Genomic DNA, 20,550 nt, shown 5'->3' on the forward strand with positions numbered 1-20,550 from the left:
AGTTTTGTTAGGTGTGATTTTTAAAAAGGTTATAAAGGGCGCGAATAACCTGTGCAGATCCGCCGACGGGATAGCCTGGTTTTTCTTTTGAAACCCATCCATAAATATCAAAATGAGCAAAACGTTCAGCTTTTTCAACAAAAGAGTTAAGAAATAAAGCAGCAACTATGGAGCCAGCATAACTGTTTCCAGTTATATTGTTAAGATCAGCGATTGGTGATGATAATGCTTCTTTATAAGGTTTCCAAAGTGGCATTTGCCAAAGAGGATCAGAAACAGAGTGGGAAGATTGAGAAATTTGTTGCGCCCATATTGGGTCATTACAATAAAATGCGGGAAGATCTGGTCCTAATGCTATGCTAGCTGCTCCTGTTAAAGTAGCCATACAAAGCATAAATTGTGGACTTTCTTCGTCACCGTAAGTGAGTGCATCAGCTAAAATAAGTCGACCTTCAGCATCTGTATTGCCAATTTCAACATTTAAACCTTTACGACTTTGAAGAATATCGCCTGGTCGGTAAGCATTGGCAGAAATTGCATTTTCAACGGCTGGAATCAAAACACGCAGACGGAAGGGTAATTTGGCGTCCATGATAAGTTTAGCCAATCCCAAGACATGCGCACTACCTCCCATGTCTTTTTTCATTAATAACATATTATTGGCAGATTTAATATCTAATCCCCCAGTATCGAAACTTACGCCTTTGCCAACTAACGTTATTTTAGGATGGTTTTCTTGCCCCCAGCGCAGATCAATCAGCCGCGGTGGTGTACTGCTGGCACGTCCTACGGCATGAATCATTGGAAAATTATGTGTTAACAATTCATCTCCGCAAATGCTTTCAACGTGAGCACTGTAGGTTTCAGCGAGTTGGCGTGCTGTTTTCTCGATAATTTCAGGACTCATGTCATTGGCTGGAGTATTAATAAGATCACGAACCAAAAAGACAGTTTCATAAATTCTTTGCAGTTCATCAAGATTAACCGTGTTGTTTACATGGATTGATAATGATTTGAAGGGGGAATTTTGACGATAGCGGTTAAATTGATAACTTCCTAATGCCAACCCAAGATAGGTATTTATTTCATGGGAGGCTGCGCCTTCTAAATGCCAATGACCGGCGGGAAGATTTTTAGCGAGGAGTCCAGTGATAAAAGGTTCGTCACCATTGCCTAATCCAAATAAAACCTTTTTTAAATGTCCTGCTTCGTGAGGAATAAATAATATTTGTCCCGCTTTCCCAGTGAAGTCATTAGCTTTCATCCATGTTGTTGTTGACGCATCAAGTGATAAGTCAGCAAGGCTTGTTGGGCTTACCAAAAAAACAGGACAACTATTATCAGCGCGTGTTGGGGTGAAATTAATGTGATGTAGAGACATATTCAAAGAATCCTTATAATCGCCGCAGTGCGACATATTCGACCAAATGATTTTTTCCCTTACGTAAAATGAGATTAGATCGTGGTCGTGTTGGTAGTATATTTTCTTGTAAATTTTTCAAATTAATTGTTTGCCAAAGGTTTTCAGCGATTTTTGAAGCTTCTTTTTCATTGAGCAGTGCATAACGATGAAAATAGGATTCAGGGTTTTGAAAAGCCGTTTTGCGTAAATGTTTAAAACGCTTCAAGTACCAGTGACGGATTACCTCGGTTTCAGCATCTACATAAATTGAAAAATCAAAAAAATCTGAAACAAAAGGAATGATTTTGCCATCCTTGGGAAGATCATTGACTTGCAGCACATTAATACCTTCAACAATTAAGATATCGGGACAATCAATAGTAATTGTTTGATTTTCCAGAACATCATATGCCGTATGCGAATAAAGCGGGGCACTAACATTACCGATACCAGCTTTTATAGCAGAAAGAAAGCATAACAATTTTTTAATATCATAAGAATCGGGAAATCCTTTACGATTCATGCGATTTTTTTGTTGTAAAATAGCGTTAGGATAAAGAAAACCATCAGTTGTAACCAGATCCACTTTAAGACTAGACGTCCAACGTTTCAAAAGTTCTTGAAGAATGCGAGCGGTGGTCGACTTTCCTACTGCAACAGATCCAGCAATTCCAATGATAAATGGAGTTTTTCTGGCTCCTTCTTTATGTAAAAATTGCTGACGTTTTTGAAAAAGTTCCTGCACTGCTTCAACATGGCATGATAACAGACGTGATAAGGAGAGATAAATGCGCTGTACTTCCTCAAGATCAATTGGATCATCAATTGAGCGTAAGCGTTTAATTTCATCAAAAGTCAAAGTAAGTGGTGTGTCTGCACGAAACTGAGACCATTCTTGTGCAGTAAAAATATTATAGGGCGAATACCGGTCAGAAATAGATTTGACCAGATTATCTTTTTGAGCAATTTTTGATATAGTTATATCAGTCATTTGTACGGGGCAAAAATTTTTTTCTGTGACAATGATTAAAGGATGGAAAGGCAGATCGTGCAGATCGTTTTGTATCCAGCCCCAATTTTATTTTGCATGTTCTCTTCTTTAAGATAATAGATAATAGTTAGCTTATAGTCCAGTCATTCCAGCGTGTACTAATTTGCGTTAATGATAGCTCTTGTGCCAAAAACGCCCATAAAAGTAAACGTGCTTTTGTTGCTGATAAATAACCAGACATGAGAGCACCAGAAGTGATCATATCGGTTTCTGAACCTTTATAGCCATAGGTTATACGGGTTGTTGAGCCATTATAACAACGGCTAGCAATAATGATTGGTATTTTTTGTGCATATTGTCGCACGATGTCTGCTGCTTGAAAACTACAGTGTCCCGCGCCAAAGCCAGCGATAACTATGCCTGCATAATACCCACTTTCAAGGCAAAATTTCATTAACTGTGTATCAGAAGATAAGGAGGAATATATGAGAGCAACTTGGTGATTATCTTTTTGGGGAATCTCAAAAGTTGTAGGAAAGAAATTTTGATCATTGAAATAAATCAGTTGTCCCTCCAAAATGGTTCCTAAAGTACCCGCTGGATCTGACTGAAATGTTTCAATTTTTACGGTATGGCTTTTTTGGATCCAATAAGGTGAGTGAATTGTATCATTTATGACAACTAAAACGCCTTTATTCCGACTTTGTGGATGAGCAGCAACGCGGGTTGCTGCCAAAATATTAGCTGGTCCATCAGCACTTAATTCATTGGGTGTACGCATAGCACCAGTTATAATGAGTGGTTCAGCCTTATTCCAGTAAAGAGAAAGAAAAAAAGCTGTTTCTTCCAATGTATCAGTGCCTTGGGTTAAAACAATACCTTCTGCGCCAGCCTTTATTTGTTGTGTTGCCCATTCTATTACTTCAAAAAGAATTTTAAAAGACAAAGATCCACTTGGTAATTGGGTTAATGTTTGTGCATGAATATTAGCAACGTTATTTAAGCTGGGAACACTTTTTATGAGTATGTCTGAAGTTAAAGTCGGTTGCATTTGACCAAAATTATCAGCAACCATTGCAATTGTTCCTCCCAATGTTCCTATGGCTATTCTTTTCATAATTTTTCCTTTAAAGAGGCAAATTGTTTATAAAAGTTATTTAGCAACAATTTGCATTGACAACAATGAGATCATTTTTTTTATTTCAACAAATTGAGTTGTGCTTTGCTGTATATGTTCTTAAATAAAGAGAGTAGTAATTGGATTTTATATTTGATGGAGAAAAATCAATATTAAGGAGTTTCTTTATGGCAGAACATAAGCCTGACATAATGTATGGTACGACTATTATTACTGTACGAAAAGGCGGCAAGGTCGTGATGGCTGGTGATGGTCAGGTTTCACTTGGGCAGACGATTATGAAAGGTAATGCACGAAAAGTGCGTCGTCTTGGGAAAGGTGGAGTGGTTATCGCTGGTTTTGCAGGCGCTACAGCAGATGCTTTTACGCTGTTGGAAAGATTAGAAACGAAACTTGAGCAATATCCTGATCAGCTCATGCGTGCATGCGTAGAGCTTGCAAAAGATTGGCGAACAGATCGCTATTTGCGTCGTCTTGAAGCCATGATGCTTGTGGCAGATAAAAAAGTAACTTTAGCTTTAACAGGGCTTGGTGATGTATTAGAACCAGAAGATGGTGTTATGGCCATTGGTTCTGGAGGCAATTTTGCCCTTTCGGCGGCACGAGCACTCATGGATATGGATTTGGATGCAGAAACCATTGCCCGTAAAGCGATGGATATTGCCGCTAAAATTTGTGTTTACACCAATGATCATTTCACGATTGAAACATTGGATGCAGAATTATCTTCTTTAGAGAAAGCTATTTGAATGTGTGTTGTATTTTCCCCTCGCGAGACTGTTTCTGAACTCGATCGTTTTATCATTGGTCAAGATGATGCTAAGCGTTCTGTTGCTATTGCACTGCGCAATCGGTGGCGTAGACAACAGCTTGATGGCCCGATGCGTGAAGAGGTTATGCCCAAAAATATTTTGATGATAGGACCAACAGGTGTTGGTAAAACGGGTATAGCGCGTCGATTAGCAAAACTTGCTGGAGCACCCTTCGTTAAAGTAGAAGCTACTAAATTTACTGAAGTTGGCTATGTAGGACGCGATGTTGAGCAAATTATTCGTGATCTTGTTGAAATTGCAATTTCTCTCGTGCGTGAAAAGAAACGGGATGAAGTGAAAGCAAAAGCTCATATTAATGCTGAAGAGCGCGTTTTGGATGCTCTTGTTGGAAAAACCGCAAGTCCTGCTACCCGTGATAATTTTCGCAAAAAATTGCGTGAAGGTGAATTGGATGATAAAGAAATTGAAATTGAAGTAGCTGATAATAGTAACAGCGCTTCAACTTTTGACATTCCTGGTATGCCTGGTGCGCAAATGGGAATTATGAATTTATCAGATATTTTTTGCAAAATGGGTGGTCGTACAAAGATTCGCAAAATTATAGTAAAGGACGCTTTTAAGCCTCTCATTGACGATGAGTCTGAGAAACTTCTTGATCAGGATCAAGTTATTCAAGAAGCACTGCGCGTTGCTGAAAATGATGGTATTGTTTTTATTGATGAGATTGATAAAATTGCGACCCGAGATGGTGGAGCAGGTGCTACCGTTTCGCGTGAGGGAGTCCAACGAGATCTTTTGCCTCTTGTTGAAGGAACAACAATTGCCACAAAATATGGGCAAATTAAAACAGATCACATTCTTTTTATCGCTTCAGGCGCGTTTCATGTCTCCAAGCCATCTGATTTATTACCAGAGTTGCAGGGACGTTTGCCTATCCGCGTAGAGCTAAATGCTTTAACGCGAGAAGATTTACGACGTATTTTGACCGAACCTGAAGCCAGCCTGATTAAGCAATATATTGCTTTGATGGCAACGGAAGAGGTTCATTTAGAAATTACTGATGATGCAATTGATGCTTTAGCTGATATTGCTGTGGATTTAAACGCAAGGATTGAAAATATAGGGGCGCGTCGTTTACAAACGGTAATGGAGCGTGTTTTAGATGAAATTTCTTTTACTGCACCTGATAAAGCTGGAACTTCATTTAAAGTTGACGCTGCTTATGTCAGGCAATCTATAGGTGAACTTGCTTCTGATGTAGATCTTTCACGTTTCATTCTTTAAGAGTTATTGTTTATTGTTATCTATCGACATGCTTGGATAACTTTGAAGCTAGAGGTAGTTTCATGTATTAAGACTGTGCGAAAGATGTTTTTTAACAATGTTTCATAAGGCAGATGGCGATTAGCAACGAGAAGCAAATTGCCATTAGGCTTTAGATATTTAGCAGCATTCGTAATGAAATGCTGACCCAGTGAAATATCGGTAGTTTGTTGTGTGTGAAATGGTGGGTTGGAAATGATTGTATCGTACAGGTCTGTGATGGGTTCATGTACGAGATCATGCCAATAAAAATTAATAGGGAGAGCAGAATTTCTGTGCTTTAGGTGCTGTTTTGCTGCCTCCAAAGCGTTGTAGTCGGCTTCATAGAGGTCAAGAGCAGTTAATTTTTCACTTTTCTCAAGTGCAGCGTGAGAAAGGAAGCCCCAGCCAGCACCGAAATCGGCAATTTTCCCAGAAATAACTTCGTGCATATGTAGAACAAGCACAGCAGATCCAGGATCGACACGTCCGTGTGAAAACATTCCAGAACTTGTCTGAAATTTATTTTCAAAAAAGAGCGGTGGTGAGCGCAATTGTGCAATATTTTGTTTATCTATTTGTTGTGGAACTTGAAGCCAGAATACCAGTCCATGATTTTTGGACAATTTATCGGTGATGGGGACAATTGTTTTAACCCATTTCAACATTGAAGCGGCACCAGCAGTTTTATTCCCAGCAACGACAATCCATCCATTGGGTTTAACATGTTCTAATAAATCAAGAAAACAATTTTGATTAAAACCACGATATTTGCTCAATTGCAAAAATGCACCATCATAGGTAGAAATTTTGTCTATTTGGGGAGAGCAGCGAAATTGAGCATTGGAAAATTTTAAAAAATCTGGTCGCCAAGGCGTTATGATTTCTAAATTTTGTGCCCATTCTGAGGCAGGAACTTCAGGTAAACCAAAACTCAGCCAATTTTGACTTGAATGAGGAAGCGGAAGATCATGGTTTTCAAAAGGTAAGAACAGTAACACATATGGCTCTTTTAAAGAAAAATGCCATTCCCTTTTTGAGATGGCATTTTATTTCGTGATAAAAGAAAAATATCAACTTTCTTTTTTCTTACGACGGCGCTTGTTTTCAGAGTTACTTTTTTCATCAGCGCTATTTTCTTTGTCAACCTTTATCGAATTGTCGTCAGTAATTTCTTTACCAGTCTGTTGATCAACATTTTTCATTGATAATCGAATTTTACCACGCTCATCAAAACCCATTAATTTGACCCAAACTTTATCGCTTTCTTTAACAACATCAGTTGTTTTGGCAACACGCTCTGATGCAAGTTGAGAGATATGAACGAGTCCATCGCGTGAACCAAAAAAATTTACAAATGCACCAAACTCTGCAGTTTTTACAACTGTTCCTTGATAAATAGCACCGACTTCAGGTTCATCAACGATCGAATGAATCCAACGTTTTGCTGCTTCAATAGTTTTAGCATCTGCAGAGGCGATTTTGATCGTTCCATCATCTTCAATATTGATTTTGGCTCCAGTTTGTTCCACAATTTCTCGGATTACTTTTCCGCCAGAACCGATAACATCGCGGATTTTATCAACAGAGATGTTCATAACTTCGATGCGTGGAGAAAATTCACTAAGTTCATCACGTGCGCTGGTTAAAGCTTTGCCCATTTCGTTGAGAATATGGATTCGACCACCTTTAGCTTGCTCAAGTGCAATTTTCATAATCTCTTCAGTAATACCATCAATTTTGATATCCATTTGCAAAGCAGTGATACCATTTTTTGTACCTGCTACTTTAAAGTCCATGTCACCGAGGTGATCTTCATCTCCTAAAATATCAGATAAAATGGCAAAGCGCTCACCTTCTTTAATCAAACCCATGGCAATACCTGCAACGGGACGTACCAAAGGTACACCAGCATCCATCAATGCAAGTGCTGTTCCACAAACAGTTGCCATTGAAGAGGATCCATTTGACTCAGTAATTTCTGAGACAGCACGAATGGTATAAGGGAAGGATTCTTTACTGGGCAACATGGGATGAATGGCACGCCACGCCAGTTTTCCGTGCCCGATTTCACGACGACCAGGAGAGCCAATACGTCCTATTTCTCCCACTGAAAATGGAGGAAAATTGTAGTGGAGTAAGAATGTTTCTTTATACATACCTGTTAAAGAATCAATATATTGTTCATCTTCACCAGTTCCCAGTGTTGCAACAACCATTGCTTGGGTTTCTCCACGGGTAAAGAGGGCTGATCCATGTGTTCTAGGTAAGATACCCACTTCTGATTGGATGGGACGTACTGTTGAAAGATCGCGCCCATCAATGCGCTTTCCTGTATTTAGAATGTTCCAGCGAACAATTCTTGCTTGCAACTGCTTAAAGACGGTTGCAATTTGATCTGCGTTAAATTTACACTCCCCTTCAGCTTCGGACATAAATTTGTTTATAACTTCTGTTTTAAGTGTATCAATTGCAATGTGACGTTCTTGTTTATCAGTAATTGTATAAGCTTTTTTTATGTTCTCTTCAGCTATTTCCAATATAGCTTTTTCGAGGTCAGATAGATCTTCAGGAATGAAATCGCGTGGATCTTTTGCAGCAACTTCAGCAAGTTTGATAATGGCATCGATCACAGGTTGGAAGCCTTTTTGCCCAAACATAACTGCACCTAACATGACATCTTCAGGCAATTCTTGTGCTTCTGATTCAACCATCAATACTGCGCTTTCTGTTCCAGCAACAATAAGATCAAGTTTGGATTCAGGCATTTCGTCGATATGAGGATTAAGAACGTATTGTCCATTACAATAGCCAACACGGGCACCAGCAAGAGGTCCCATAAAAGGAACGCCTGATAAGGTCAATGCGGCAGAAGATGCAATCATTGCTAGGATATCGGGATTATTTTCAAGATCGTGCTGTATAACGGAAACAATGATTTGGGTATCATTTTTATAACCGTCAACAAAGAGAGGGCGAATTGGACGATCAATTAAACGTGAAATTAATGTTTCACTTTCACTTGGTCGGCTTTCACGCTTAAAATAGCCGCCAGGTATTTTACCAACAGCATAGGATTTTTCTTGATAATTAACAGTAAGTGGAAAAAAGTCTTGGTCTGGTTTTGGGCTTTTCGCTGACACAACGGTTGCTAAGACAATTGTTTCACCATAGGTAGCAATCACTGCACCATCAGCTTGACGCGCTATTTTCCCTGTTTCGAGGGTGAGTGGTCGACCAGCCCATTCAATTTCTATCTTGTGCGTTTTGAACATTTTTTATCCTTAAATGGTCAATGTTTACATTCTAAGTGCTCACATTCCAGTGTTGTGTAGCATATTTAAAGCCACGGGCAGGATAACAAGGTACTTCTATTTTTCACCAGAGGAGGGGAATAAATCACAATTAAAATGTGAAGCAACTAATAATCCTGCCCCATGACGGCTGCTTATCAGTTTTTTTTAAATTGTTAACTAAAAGCAGCAAGCTGGAACACAGAGGTGGACTTTTATAAAAATATCATCCACCCGTCTTTACTTTTAGCGACGCAAACCTAACTTTCCGATAAGTGTTTGATAACGATCTTGGTCAATTTCTTTAAGGTAATCAAGAAGGCGACGGCGTTGGGATACCATCTTTAAAAGACCACGACGAGAATGGTTATCTTTTTTGTGAGATTTAAAGTGATTAGTCAAATTAGAAATACGTTCAGAAAGCACAGCAACCTGCACTTCTGGTGATCCTGTATCACCGGCTTTATTTGCATATTCCGCAACAAGAGCTTGTTTACGTTCAGCTGTAATCGACATCGTATTATCCTTTCAATAAACAAAGAAACAAAGGTCACCCACAGCCGAGATGTCGTTCAGCAAGGGTCCGCGAAAAAACAAGGAGAGCCAAAGACTCTTACCTGTCTTGGCGTTTATATAGGAAAGAAGGTCAAAATGCTAGTCCTTGAAAGTATCTTGAAGATCTTATTAATAAATGGTTTTATTTTGCAATGTTGATTTTTAAAATACTGTAAGGGAAATTTTTAAAAAATTATGCATCATTTTGATACAAATATTTTTGCTTTACAGAGTATGTTTATAGTAACAAAAGCAATAGAATGCCGATTTGGAGGCAAAAGATGCAGAATATTTCAACGTTAAAACTTTTTCATAATTCAATATTTCGTAATTTATGGTCAGCTACACTCGTTTCTAATTTAGGAGGACTTATACAAAATGTAGGAGCGAGTTGGTTGATGGCGTTGATTAGTTCTTCACATTCTATGGTTGGGCTTGTTCAAAGCGCTACAGTATTGCCGCTTGTTGTATTTTCTTTAGTTGCAGGAGCGTTAGCCGACAATTTTAATCGGCGTAAAATTATGTTGTGTGCGCAGATTATAATAATGATTGTATCAATTAATTTGGTTATTTTATCCTATATGGAGCTTTTGACACCTTGGCTTTTGCTATGCTTTACATTTTTTATAGGATGTGGAAATGCTTTTTATAATCCTTCTTGGCAAGCAACCATGGGGGATATTGTGAGCAGAGAAAATATTCCTGCAGCTGTTAGCCTGAATAGTGTTGGCTTTAATTTAATGCGTAGTGTAGGTCCTGCTATTGGTGGTGTGATCATCGCTACTTTGGGTGCAACAGCGGCTTTTTTATTCAATGTTATAAGTTATATTCCTTTAATTGGCGCTTTATTTTTGTGGAAACCGAACTATAAAAGCAACCCATTGCCACGGGAAAGATTTTTAGGGGCAGTTGCAGATGGTTTGCGTTATGTTGCGATGTCACCTAATCTCCTAAATATTATGGTTCGAGCGTTCCTTTTTGGTACTGGAGCGATTTCGATTTTGGCACTATTGCCAGTCGTTGCGCGTGAAATACTTGGAGGAAGTGCACTTCTTTATGGTACATTGTTGGGTTGTTTTGGTTTAGGAGCGATTGTAGCAGGTGTGATTAATGCCTCTGTACGGCGTTATTTTAGTTCAGAAATGATTATTGCAAGTGCATTTATTGGTTTTGCCTTTTCTTGCCTTTCGTTAGCAATGAGTCGCTCATTGATTGTAAGCCATCTTGTTTTATTTCCTGCAGGTTTATGTTGGGTTTTGGCGTTATCGTTGTTTAATACATCTGTGCAGCTTTCTACACCACGCTGGGTTGTTGCACGTACTTTAGCGCTTTATCAAACGGCATCTTATGGTGGTATGGCCATTGGAAGCGCAATTTGGGGAGCATTTGCTGATGGCTATTCTCTAAAAGTTGCTTTGTACGTTTGTACTTTATTTTTAATTTTTGGGGCTTTTGCAGGGGTAAAATTTAAAATTCAAGAAATTCCTCAGATAGATCTTGATCCTCTTGATCACTTCAGAGAGCCAGAGCTTTTACTTGATCTAAAAGCACGAAGTGGTCCTATTATGATTATGATCAACTATCAAATTCACGAAAATGATCTCGAAGAATTTCTGAAAGTGATGACACGTCGTCGCCATATTCGTTTACGTGATGGTGCTCGTCAATGGGTTCTTTTACGTGATCTTGAAAAGCCTGAATGTTGGACAGAAGCCTACCATATGCCAACATGGGTGGATTATTTGCGCCATAATCATCGTCGTACAAAAGCAGATGCAGAAGTGAATAAGCATCTACGTCGCTTAAATTATGCGCCTAATGGTATAAGAGTACATCGCATGATTGAGCGGCAGACAATACCACAGGTCAATGAAATGCATTTAAAACCATCTGCCGATCACTTACCTTGATAGTATCAAGAAGGTAAGCATAAAGAAACGAGAATAGTTTTATTTTGTTTATGAGGATAAAAAATATTTTGCTTGCAAAAAATTGTCGTGGGCAACAAATTTATTAAATTGTGAAAATTCGCTTTGGTGTAAATTGGCTCTTGTCAAGGGTTCCTATAGCAAGAAGTTGGTTTTTGTAAATTACACAAACTTCTTCTTCATCAATGGGTGCACTATGATCGTTGAGAAGTATTGAATTGCCCATCATTATACGCTGTGCTTGGGTTTCGCTAAGGATATAGTGTGAAAGACAATTTAGTGCAGCCCCTGTTTCAATTAATAATTCATCAAGTTTTGTGAAATCTCTTTTAGGGGAATCATCATGTTGATTTGTTGTTATATTTTTATCTAGTCCTGCAACTTTTAGTGCGTCCCATGTAATGAGATCATCTTCACAAAAAGGTACAACTGCGATACGTCTTAAGTCGGCAATATACCCGTAACAACCCAAGTCACGTCCCATATCGCGTGCTAAGGAGCGCACATAGGTTCCTTTCCCACACGTTATTTCAAAGACAGTGTGTTTTTCTGAGGTGAATTCAATTAATTTAAAAGTTTCTATTTCCACTTGACGTGGCGGAATTTCAAAAATTTCACCTTCACGTGCTAAGTCATAGGCGCGGTTACCAGCAATTTTGATTGCTGAAAATTGTGGAGGTATTTGCAGAATAACACCTGTATATTTAGGGAGAAGGGCGCGTATCTCTTCTTGTGTCGGACGTTTAGAAGATGTCTTAGTGACCTCTCCTTCTAGATCATCCGTTAAACGCTCTTCCCCCCAAGCGATTTGGAAACGATAAGTTTTTGAGCCTTTCATAACATAGGGAACAGTTTTAGTTGCTTCACCCAATGCAATTGGCAGGAGACCAGAAGCAAGGGGATCAAGTGTGCCTGCATGTCCTGCTTTTTGTGCATTGAAGAGCCATTTAATTTTTGCAACAGCTTCTGTTGATCTCATTCCTTTTGGTTTATCGAATATTACCCAGCCAGAAACAGAACGACCTTTTTTTTTGCGTTTCCTTATCATATTTTTTAATCCTCATGCTTATGATGATTGTGCAGATCGCGTGCTACCTCGGGTAAGCGAAGCAGAGCATCAATTTTTGCAAAATTATCGAAGCTGCTATCAAGTCGAAAACGCAGTTCAGGCATATATTTCATTTGTCGCAGTGAATAACTTATTTCGCCACGGATAAAACGGTTATGTTTATTGAGGATATGAATAACATCGGCATGGGACGCATTATTAAGAGTGCTGAGGAGAGAAACAAAACAGGTAGCAATTTTTAAATCTGGAGACATGCGCACTTCAGAAATAGAAATCACAACGTTTTTCAAAGCATCGTCAAATAAAATCCCTCGCTGCAGTATATGAGCTACCGCGTGACGCACCTGTTCTCCCACTCTTAATTGTCGTTGTGATGGATTTGCATTTTTCATTGAAGTTGTACCTTAAGTTACAATTCCTTTTTGCTTGATTACTTTAAAAGATAAGAAAAAACAGAGGCATTGCGTATAAAACCCAATAACTTTTCTCATTTTACAAAGAGTAAAGCCATTGGATTTTTATAATGTGCGATGAATATGCTCGACGCGGAAGGTTTCAATGATGTCTCCAGCACGGATATCTTCATAATTTTCAAATGCCATTCCACATTCTTGACCACTTTGCACTTCATTAACTTCATCCTTGAAGCGTTTGAGTGTTTTAAGTTTTCCTTCGTGAATGACAATATTATCGCGGACAAGGCGAACACCCGCCCCACGTTCTATTTTACCTTCTGTAACGCGACATCCAGCAACTTTTCCGATTTTTGTAATGTTAAAGACTTCTAAAACTTCAGCATTACCAAGGAAAGTCTCACGCTGCTCTGGTGAGAGCAATCCTGACATAGCGGCTTTTATATCGTCAACAAGGTCATAAATGATGTTATAATAACGAATTTCAATTCCTTGTACCTTGGCTGAATCACGAACTTGTTTATTGGCTCGAACATTAAAGCCAATTACGGCAGAGTTGGAAGCTTCAGCGAGAGAAATATCACTTTCAGTGATACCACCAGCACCAGAATGCACAATGCGTGCACGCACTTCCTCATTCCCAAGTTTTTCTAATGCTGAAGCAATTGCCTCAATAGATCCTTGTACATCTCCTTTAATAATAAGAGGAAATTCTTGAACACCAGTGGTTTGTAATTTGGTCATCATTTGTTCAAGAGAACCGCGCGAACCAGTTTGTCGAGCTACAGCTTTATCGCGTGCTAATCGTTGACGATATTCAGCAATTTCCCGTGCTTTTGCTTCATGAGTGACAACAGCAAAACGGTCACCAGCTTGTGGTGTACCTTGCATACCTAAAATTTCGATGGGTGTAGAGGGGAGTGCTTCTTTTACATGGTGACCATGATCGTCAATCAAGGCGCGTACACGACCCCACTCATTACCAGCGACAATAATATCAGAAGGATGTAGTGTTCCTTTTTGGACAAGAACTGTTGCGACAGATCCACGACCACGATCCAGTTTGGCTTCAATGACAACACCTTCTGCAGTTCGTTTTGGATCTGCTTTTAAATCAAGCATCTCAGCTTGAAGGAGAATAGCTTCGAGAAGCTTATCGAGATTTTGACCAGTTTTAGCAGAAACCTCGACTTCTAAAGTTTCTCCCCCCATAGTTTCAACAAATACTTCGTGTTGTAGAAGCTCTGTACGCACTTTTTGTGCATCAGCAGTTGGTTTATCAATTTTATTGATAGCAACAATAATGGGCACACCAGCAGCTTTCGCATGATTGATTGATTCAATTGTTTGCGGCATGACACTATCATCAGCGGCGACAACCAGAACGGCGATATCCGTAACACGAGCTCCACGAGCACGCATAGCTGTAAAGGCAGCATGCCCAGGAGTATCAATGAAGGTAATCTTTTGACCGTTTTTTTCTACTTGATAAGCACCAATATGCTGCGTAATGCCGCCAGCTTCACCAGAAACAACATTTGCTTTTCGAATAGCATCGAGAAGAGAAGTTTTTCCGTGGTCGACATGACCCATAATGGTTACGACTGGTGGGCGTTGCTGCATTTTTTGAGGATTATCAGCTATATTAAAGATGCCTTCTTCTACGTCAGATTCTAGAACACGTTTAACAGTGTGACCAAATTCAACCGCGATGAGCTCGGCAACATCTGCATCAATAATATCGCCAGGTTTCATCATTTGTCCCTGTTTCATCAGAAATTTAATCACATCGACGGAGCGTTCAGTCATGCGCTGCGCAAGTTCTTGAATAGTAATAGTCTCAGGAAGGATAACTTCGCGGGAAATTTTTTCTCTTGGCTCTTGGTTTTGTGCACGTTTAAACTTTTCTTGTCTGCGGCGCATTGCAGCCATTGAGCGCCCGCGTGCACTTCCTTCTTCGTCTAGTGCACTATTGAGGGTAATTTTTCCACGACGTCGTTCATCGGCACCTTTTACAATTTTGGGTGCACGCACTTCTGATTTAGCAGAATTTGTACGTCGATTATGTCTGTCATCATCTTTATTGTCATCTACTTTACGTTTTTCAATCGTAGTTGTATTTTTAGGCGTGACGGGAATGTCTATCGGTTCTGTTAGGGGAACAGAAGAGGAAAGGGATGGAGCTTCTATCGTAGAGCTTTCACTTTCTTGATGTATTTTTGCTTCCTGTGCTTTTTGCTGCAAATTTTGTTCACGTTCTTTAGCGCGTCTTTCTTCTTCTTTGGCTTTTTGACGCATTATTTTTTCTTGAATATGCGCTTCTTCTAATGCACGAAATCTCGCTTCCATTTCAGCTGATGAGAGATCACTTTTGGCTACAGGCTCACTCGGCATTGCTTCTTCAAACCGTGGTTTAGAGCGTTGAGGAGCCACGTGTGGTTTCGTAATTTGCTGCGGTGTTTCAGCTTTTTCATCAGGTCGCGTAATTTTACGCCGTTTAGTTTCGACGACCACAGCCTTCGTACGGCCATGGCTAAAGTTTTGTTTGACCGTGCTAGTTTCTAGGACTGACCGTTTTAAGGTCAGTGTCCTCTTGACTGTTGTTTTGTCGTTATTATTTTCACTCATTGTATTTCCTTCACGACTTGTGCCGTCATCTCACTAGGCTTACTATGCTTGTCATCACGATAGGCGATCAACTTGTATAATGTTTTGAGAAACCCTTCTGCAGCTTTCGTATTCAATAAGGCTGTGTGCATTACAGGATTAGTCCCAAAAGCCATTCTCATTTCATCACTTGTAAATAAAGATATGGTTTTTATGTTCTGGTTTGTTTGTTGTTGTATTGTATGAATGGCTTGTGAAATTTTTCGTTTCCCATCTTCTGTAGCTCCTTTAGCGTGAAGTACGAGAATGACTTGACCAGAGCGGATAGCTGCATCAACTTTGGTTGCCCCCGTGACAATAGCACCTGCTTTTCGCATCATGGAAAGGCTTCCAAGAGCAGCTTTTAGCAAAAGTGTATCTACAATATGCGCAAGATCTGATGCAACCTCAACATCTGTTTTAAAGCTTTTTTTAAAAGCTTTTTGTTTGACTGCTTCCTCAACGACAGAGTAGTTAGCAGAGACCCATACGCCACGTCCAGGCAAATTGGCTTTAAGATCAGGGACAATTTGATTATTGGGACCAATAACAAAACGGATCAGCATTTTTGCTGAAGCATTTTTTCTTGTCACAATACAGGTCCGTCCATTCATTTAAAGTGTATCCACATTCAAATCATCTATTGTTTCGTTTTCTACAGAAGTTTCTGTAACAAGATCCGCTTGGTCTATCCAGCCTGCTTGCACACGCGCAGCTAAAATCATAGCTTCTGCATCAGCGCGTGTAATGTCAAAAGAGCTCAATATCCCAGAAAAATTTTGTGTTTGCCCTTCTTTACGTTCTCTCCAGCCAACCAAGTCGTCAACTGCATAGCCTGCAAAATCTTCCATTGTTTTTACACCATCTTCACCAACAGCAACTAACATAGCACTTGTCATTCCAGGAAGTGTGCGCAGTTCATCAGAGACACCGAGTTTTTTACGCTTTTCATCGAGTTCTTTTTCTTTGTGTTCTAGATAGTCGCGTGCACGGCTTTGGATTTCTGCTGCAGTTTCATGATCAAAACCATCAATGGAGGCGATTTCTTCAAGGTCAATATAGGCAATTTCCTCAATGGAGGAAAAACCTTCTGATGCCATAACTTGTCCAATCATTTCATCAACATCTAAGGATTCCATAAACAGCTTGCTGCGTTCTGTAAATTCTTTTTGACGATTTTCAGATTCTTCTTGTTCCGTTAGGATATCAATATTCCATCCTGTTAATTGTGAAGCTAAACGCACATTCTGTCCACGACGACCAATAGCGAGACTAAGCTGATCATCAGGTACAACGACTTCAATACGTTCTGCATCTTCATCAAGGACAACTTTGGAAACTTCAGCAGGCTGCAGTGCATTGACGATAAATGTTGCAGCATCAGGAGACCAAGGAATAATATCAATTTTTTCGCCTTGTAATTCTGAAACGACAGCTTGAACACGGCTCCCTCGCATTCCAACACACGCTCCAACAGGATCGATCGAGCCATCGCGTGAAACAACGGCAATTTTAGCACGTGAGCCTGGATCACGGGCAACAGATTTAATTTCTATAATACCATCGTAGATTTCGGGCACTTCCATGGTAAAAAGCTTCACCATAAACTGGGGATGTGTGCGTGAAAGAAAAATTTGTGGACCTCGCTGTTCGCGGTGCACATCATTGACAAAGGCACGAATACGATCTCCATAACGGAAAGCTTCACGTGGAATTAATTCATCACGTCGCACAATAGCTTCACCACGTCCCAGATCAACGATCACATTGCCGTATTCTACGCGTTTTACTGTACCAGAAACAATTTTACCAACTTTATTTTTGAATTCTTCATATTGTTGATCACGCTCCGCATCGCGTACCTTTTGTACAATAACTTGTTTAGCAGATTGTGCTGCGATGCGTCCAAAGTCCATGGGAGGCAAAAGGTCGGAAAAAAAATCACCAATTTTTGCGTCTACTTTATGTTTAAGTGCATCAGATAATGTGATTTCAGTTGTATAATCTTCAACGACATCAACAATTTTAAGCAAGCGTTGTAATTTAATTTCACCTGTTTTGGAATTAATTTCAGCACGGATATTGGTTTCTTGACCATAACGAGAACGCGCTGCTTTCTGAATAGCATCGGCCATCGCAGAAATGACAATCTCACGGTCAATCGATTTTTCGCGTGCAACAGCATCTGCAATTTGCAGAATTTCAAGCCTGTTAGCGCTTGTAGCCATCGATTTTCTCCTTCTTTATGCCACACGATGGGTATTGATCCCAGTGATATTAATTTTCATAATATAGTGCTTATTTTGAGATGTTAGAATTATCTTTAAGAGTTAATTGTTGACTTAAATCTTTATTTTTTTTCAACGTATCACGAATAAGTTCATCGGTAAGCACCAAACGCGCATCGATGATGCTATCAAAAGGAATAAAGGTATACATGGCTTCTCCATAAGCGGCTTTATCGGTGTTTAAAGTAAAGCCATCTTGTGTAATATTTGTGAGCGTTCCACGAAATTTTTTGCGTCCATCAATTGTTATTTTTGTTTCAATTTTTGCAATATGTCCCTCCCAATAAAAGAAGTCAGACTTTCTTACCAATGGACGATCAATCCCAGGAGATGAAATTTCTAAATGATATTTGCGTTCAATAACATTTTGTACATCAAGAAGAGGAGAAACAGTTCGACTAACAGTTTCACAATCTTCTATTGTCATGGAGCCATCAGCGTGCTCAACCATAATCTGAAGCGTTAAACCATTCAAGCCAAGAAGTTTTACGCGAACCAAACGAAAACCTAAAGGCTTAAGCAGCGGTATAATAAGAGCAGCAACCTGTGCTTCAATGCCATTTTCTTCAAATAGACGTGGCTCATCAATGTTGCTTATTCTTTCAGTGTTGTTCATACTACTTTATCCAAGTCGGTTCCATGAGCTTCATGATATTAAAAAGGAGCGGGTCTACATAGCCCACTCCTCATCATAAGACCAAGAATTTACCCATTGATACTCTTAAATTCAAAATTTTTCAAGTTGTTTATAATAAAGCGGTTCATCATTTATTTTTTGATAAAAGTAAGATAGGTAGGTGTTCGTCCTTCGCGTAAAGCTTTCTTTTCATAGCGAGTGCTTAGCCATAATGGATAAGGAATTTTCCAATCTTGGGGGCTTTCTGCATTCCATTCAAAGCTGTTATGGTGTATACAATGATATAGGGTCCAGTTTACATAACTATCTATATCGCTGGCAAAGCGAAATTTTCTACCTGTTTTGAGAACACGAGCAAAACGATCAAGATTTTTTATATTAATGAAGCGTCGTTTCCAATGCTTTTTTTTAGGCCATGGATCAGGATAGAAAAGATCTATGCCATCAAGTGATGCATTTGGTAGCCAATCAAGGAGATGCGTGGCATCATCATTATAAAGGCGAAGATGATTTTGGTGTTGTTTATGCTGTTCAATAGACATCAATATTTTTGCCATGCCATTGATGAAGGGCTCTACACCGATAAAACCAGTTTGTGGAAAATATTCCATTGCATGAAGTAAATGTTCACCACCACCAAAGCCAATTTCAAGCCGGACTTCTTTTACTTTGCTGAAAAATAAGGACGTTAAATCTCGGGGTGTAGGGTGACTTAAATCAATGTTAAGAGTTGGAAGAAGTGTTTTTATACGTACAAGCTGACTATTTCGTAGCCGTTTTCCTTGTCGGCGACCAAAAAAAGCCCCACTCATATGCCTGTTATATACAATCATGGTACTTTAACCATTGTTTGAAGCTTTTTAATGAGATCAGTTTTTTCCCATGAAAACGAGCCATCAGGTTTTGGTTTGCGTCCAAAATGACCATAAGCGGCTGTTTTTGTATAAATGGGTTTGTTAAGATTAAGATGCTTGCGGATACCTGTCGGTGAAAGATCCATTATTTTGCGGATTGCAGCTTCCAGAACACTTTCATCAACTTTGCCTGTTCCATGAAGATTAAGATAAATGGATAAGGGTTGTGCAACGCCAATTGCATAGGATAGTTGAATAGTGCATCGTTCTGCTAAATCAGCTGCAACAATATTCTTAGCTAGATAACGTGCAGCATAAGCTGCAGAACGGTCAACTTTCGTTGTATCTTTTCCTGAAAAAGCTCCTCCACCATGAGGTGCTGCACCTCCATAAGTGTCAACGATAATTTTGCGTCCCGTTAATCCCGCATCGCTTCTGGGACCACCGATAACAAATTTTCCTGTTGGGTTAATGTACCAACTGCATTGAGCAGAAATGGGAATGTCATGCAAAGCTTGACGAATATAAGGCTCAACCACTGTGCGGACTTTATTAGAATCCCAATTTTCATCTAAATGCTGTGTCGAAAGAACGATGGATGTTACCTCTATAGGCTGCCCATTTTTATACCGTATTGTTATTTGACTTTTGGCATCTGGTCCTAATTTCCCAGTTTCTCCTTCCTGTTTATGGCGGGCTGCGGCAAGAAGCTCTAAAATCTTATGCGCATAATAAATTGGCGCGGGCATGAGATCTGGTGTTTCTCGGCAAGCATACCCGAACATGATACCTTGATCACCTGCTCCTTCTTCACCATGTCGATCTATTGCATTATCAACACCTTGAGCAATATCTGTTGATTGAGGGCGCAAAAAAACATCAATTTTAACAGTTTTCCAGTGAAAGCCTAATTGTTCATAACCAATTGCACGAATAGCACGGCGTGCTACTGCTCGAAAACGAGTAGGGTTAATGAGCGGAAAACCAGTTTCATCATAGATAAATTCTTTATTTTTATCTCTCTTTAACAGTGTATCAGGAACACGTACTTCACCAGCAATAACAACACGATTTACACTTACTAAAGTTTCGCAAGCGATTCGTACCAGCCATGGATCGGTACCAGTTTTTTGAGCTTCTTTGTAGACCATATCAACAATTTCATCGGAAATACGATCACAAATTTTATCAGGGTGTCCTTCCGATACCGATTCACTAGTAAAAAGATAATCTTGATGCGGCATAGAAGCTCCTTCAAAAA

Annotated in this window: 17 protein-coding genes; 3 read left to right on the forward strand and 14 right to left on the reverse strand. The window is 39.5% G+C overall.

Annotated elements, in window-relative coordinates:
• Positions 1-7: 7 nt before the first annotated feature.
• From ACMFKV_RS01215 to ACMFKV_RS01225, 3 genes are all read right to left on the reverse strand, one after another.
• Positions 8-1,381: a leucyl aminopeptidase family protein gene (locus ACMFKV_RS01215; protein WP_336287711.1), complete on the reverse strand. Its 1,374-nt coding sequence runs from the start codon at positions 1,379-1,381 to the stop codon at positions 8-10.
• Positions 1,382-1,394: 13 nt separating this feature from the next.
• Complete coding sequence (gene coaA, locus ACMFKV_RS01220) at positions 1,395-2,339, reverse strand: type I pantothenate kinase (protein ID WP_336287808.1); 945 nt, start codon at positions 2,337-2,339, stop codon at positions 1,395-1,397.
• Positions 2,340-2,520: 181 nt separating this feature from the next.
• On the reverse strand, positions 2,521-3,510 hold the full coding sequence (locus tag ACMFKV_RS01225; RefSeq protein WP_413154279.1) for an asparaginase: 990 nt from the start codon (positions 3,508-3,510) through the stop codon (positions 2,521-2,523).
• 188 nt (positions 3,511-3,698) lie between these two features.
• On the opposite strand from ACMFKV_RS01225, the gene hslV reads away from it, so the two are divergent.
• Both hslV and hslU read left to right on the forward strand, forming a co-directional pair.
• Positions 3,699-4,280, forward strand: a complete 582-nt coding sequence (gene hslV / locus ACMFKV_RS01230) for an ATP-dependent protease subunit HslV (RefSeq protein WP_332059799.1) — start codon at positions 3,699-3,701, stop codon at positions 4,278-4,280.
• The gene (gene hslU, locus ACMFKV_RS01235; RefSeq protein ID WP_336287714.1) at positions 4,281-5,588 is read left to right on the forward strand and encodes an ATP-dependent protease ATPase subunit HslU; all 1,308 of its coding nucleotides are present in this window, start codon (positions 4,281-4,283) and stop codon (positions 5,586-5,588) included.
• Positions 5,589-5,608: 20 nt separating this feature from the next.
• Here hslU and ACMFKV_RS01240 read toward each other — a convergent pair whose 3' ends face one another.
• The 3 genes from ACMFKV_RS01240 to rpsO form a co-directional block, all read right to left on the reverse strand.
• Positions 5,609-6,607, reverse strand: coding sequence for a class I SAM-dependent methyltransferase (locus tag ACMFKV_RS01240; RefSeq protein ID WP_336287715.1), 999 nt, complete (start codon positions 6,605-6,607; stop codon positions 5,609-5,611).
• A gap of 72 nt (positions 6,608-6,679) precedes the next feature.
• Positions 6,680-8,881 carry a polyribonucleotide nucleotidyltransferase gene (gene pnp / locus ACMFKV_RS01245; RefSeq protein WP_413154280.1) on the reverse strand — a complete coding sequence of 734 codons (2,202 nt, stop codon included), beginning with the start codon at positions 8,879-8,881 and terminating at the stop codon, positions 6,680-6,682.
• A 264-nt stretch (positions 8,882-9,145) separates the two neighbouring features.
• Positions 9,146-9,415 (reverse strand): 30S ribosomal protein S15, encoded by a 270-nt coding sequence (gene rpsO, locus ACMFKV_RS01250; RefSeq protein ID WP_332059793.1) that lies wholly within the window; start codon positions 9,413-9,415, stop codon positions 9,146-9,148.
• A gap of 320 nt (positions 9,416-9,735) precedes the next feature.
• Between rpsO and ACMFKV_RS01255 the strand changes: the two genes are divergently transcribed.
• Positions 9,736-11,364 (forward strand): MFS transporter, encoded by a 1,629-nt coding sequence (locus ACMFKV_RS01255; RefSeq protein WP_413154281.1) that lies wholly within the window; start codon positions 9,736-9,738, stop codon positions 11,362-11,364.
• A 103-nt stretch (positions 11,365-11,467) separates the two neighbouring features.
• Here ACMFKV_RS01255 and truB read toward each other — a convergent pair whose 3' ends face one another.
• From truB to metK, 8 genes are all read right to left on the reverse strand, one after another.
• Positions 11,468-12,430 carry a tRNA pseudouridine(55) synthase TruB gene (gene truB / locus ACMFKV_RS01260; protein ID WP_336287718.1) on the reverse strand — a complete coding sequence of 321 codons (963 nt, stop codon included), beginning with the start codon at positions 12,428-12,430 and terminating at the stop codon, positions 11,468-11,470.
• Positions 12,431-12,435: 5 nt separating this feature from the next.
• On the reverse strand, positions 12,436-12,843 hold the full coding sequence (rbfA, locus tag ACMFKV_RS01265) for a 30S ribosome-binding factor RbfA (protein WP_413154282.1): 408 nt from the start codon (positions 12,841-12,843) through the stop codon (positions 12,436-12,438).
• A gap of 126 nt (positions 12,844-12,969) precedes the next feature.
• Entirely contained in the window at positions 12,970-15,492 is a 2,523-nt protein-coding gene (gene infB, locus ACMFKV_RS01270) for a translation initiation factor IF-2 (RefSeq protein WP_413154283.1), read from the reverse strand.
• Positions 15,489-16,124: an RNA-binding protein gene (locus ACMFKV_RS01275; RefSeq protein WP_336287721.1), complete on the reverse strand. Its 636-nt coding sequence runs from the start codon at positions 16,122-16,124 to the stop codon at positions 15,489-15,491. Before ACMFKV_RS01275 ends, infB begins: the two co-directional genes overlap by 4 nt.
• Complete coding sequence (nusA, locus tag ACMFKV_RS01280; RefSeq protein WP_336287722.1) at positions 16,125-17,738, reverse strand: transcription termination factor NusA; 1,614 nt, start codon at positions 17,736-17,738, stop codon at positions 16,125-16,127. It abuts the gene before it with no gap.
• Between the two features lie 70 nt (positions 17,739-17,808).
• Positions 17,809-18,414, reverse strand: coding sequence for a ribosome maturation factor RimP (gene rimP, locus ACMFKV_RS01285; protein WP_336287723.1), 606 nt, complete (start codon positions 18,412-18,414; stop codon positions 17,809-17,811).
• A 152-nt stretch (positions 18,415-18,566) separates the two neighbouring features.
• Entirely contained in the window at positions 18,567-19,268 is a 702-nt protein-coding gene (locus ACMFKV_RS01290; RefSeq protein WP_413154284.1) for a tRNA (guanine(46)-N(7))-methyltransferase TrmB, read from the reverse strand.
• On the reverse strand, positions 19,265-20,533 hold the full coding sequence (metK, locus tag ACMFKV_RS01295) for a methionine adenosyltransferase (protein ID WP_336287725.1): 1,269 nt from the start codon (positions 20,531-20,533) through the stop codon (positions 19,265-19,267). The genes ACMFKV_RS01290 and metK overlap by 4 nt, the downstream gene beginning before the upstream one ends.
• Between the last annotated feature and the right edge of the window lie 17 nt (positions 20,534-20,550).

Origin of the sequence: Bartonella propinqua, assembly GCF_047263965.1 — a bacterium.
Lineage (GTDB): Bacteria > Pseudomonadota > Alphaproteobacteria > Rhizobiales > Rhizobiaceae > Bartonella.

What these genes read in the sequence shown, in the direction of transcription:
- hslV (WP_332059799.1), top strand. Translation starts at nt 3,699, where the DNA reads ATGGCAGAACATAAGCCTGACATAATGTATGGTACGACTATTATTACT.
- pnp (WP_413154280.1), bottom strand. Translation starts at nt 8,881, where the DNA reads ATGTTCAAAACGCACAAGATAGAAATTGAATGGGCTGGTCGACCACTC.
- rimP (WP_336287723.1), bottom strand. Translation starts at nt 18,414, where the DNA reads ATGAACAACACTGAAAGAATAAGCAACATTGATGAGCCACGTCTATTT.
- infB (WP_413154283.1), bottom strand. Translation starts at nt 15,492, where the DNA reads ATGAGTGAAAATAATAACGACAAAACAACAGTCAAGAGGACACTGACC.
- ACMFKV_RS01225 (WP_413154279.1), bottom strand. Translation starts at nt 3,510, where the DNA reads ATGAAAAGAATAGCCATAGGAACATTGGGAGGAACAATTGCAATGGTT.
- hslU (WP_336287714.1), top strand. Translation starts at nt 4,281, where the DNA reads ATGTGTGTTGTATTTTCCCCTCGCGAGACTGTTTCTGAACTCGATCGT.
- rbfA (WP_413154282.1), bottom strand. Translation starts at nt 12,843, where the DNA reads ATGAAAAATGCAAATCCATCACAACGACAATTAAGAGTGGGAGAACAG.
- ACMFKV_RS01255 (WP_413154281.1), top strand. Translation starts at nt 9,736, where the DNA reads ATGCAGAATATTTCAACGTTAAAACTTTTTCATAATTCAATATTTCGT.
- ACMFKV_RS01215 (WP_336287711.1), bottom strand. Translation starts at nt 1,381, where the DNA reads ATGTCTCTACATCACATTAATTTCACCCCAACACGCGCTGATAATAGT.
- nusA (WP_336287722.1), bottom strand. Translation starts at nt 17,738, where the DNA reads ATGGCTACAAGCGCTAACAGGCTTGAAATTCTGCAAATTGCAGATGCT.
- truB (WP_336287718.1), bottom strand. Translation starts at nt 12,430, where the DNA reads ATGATAAGGAAACGCAAAAAAAAAGGTCGTTCTGTTTCTGGCTGGGTA.
- ACMFKV_RS01275 (WP_336287721.1), bottom strand. Translation starts at nt 16,124, where the DNA reads ATGAATGGACGGACCTGTATTGTGACAAGAAAAAATGCTTCAGCAAAA.
- rpsO (WP_332059793.1), bottom strand. Translation starts at nt 9,415, where the DNA reads ATGTCGATTACAGCTGAACGTAAACAAGCTCTTGTTGCGGAATATGCA.
- metK (WP_336287725.1), bottom strand. Translation starts at nt 20,533, where the DNA reads ATGCCGCATCAAGATTATCTTTTTACTAGTGAATCGGTATCGGAAGGA.
- ACMFKV_RS01290 (WP_413154284.1), bottom strand. Translation starts at nt 19,268, where the DNA reads ATGATTGTATATAACAGGCATATGAGTGGGGCTTTTTTTGGTCGCCGA.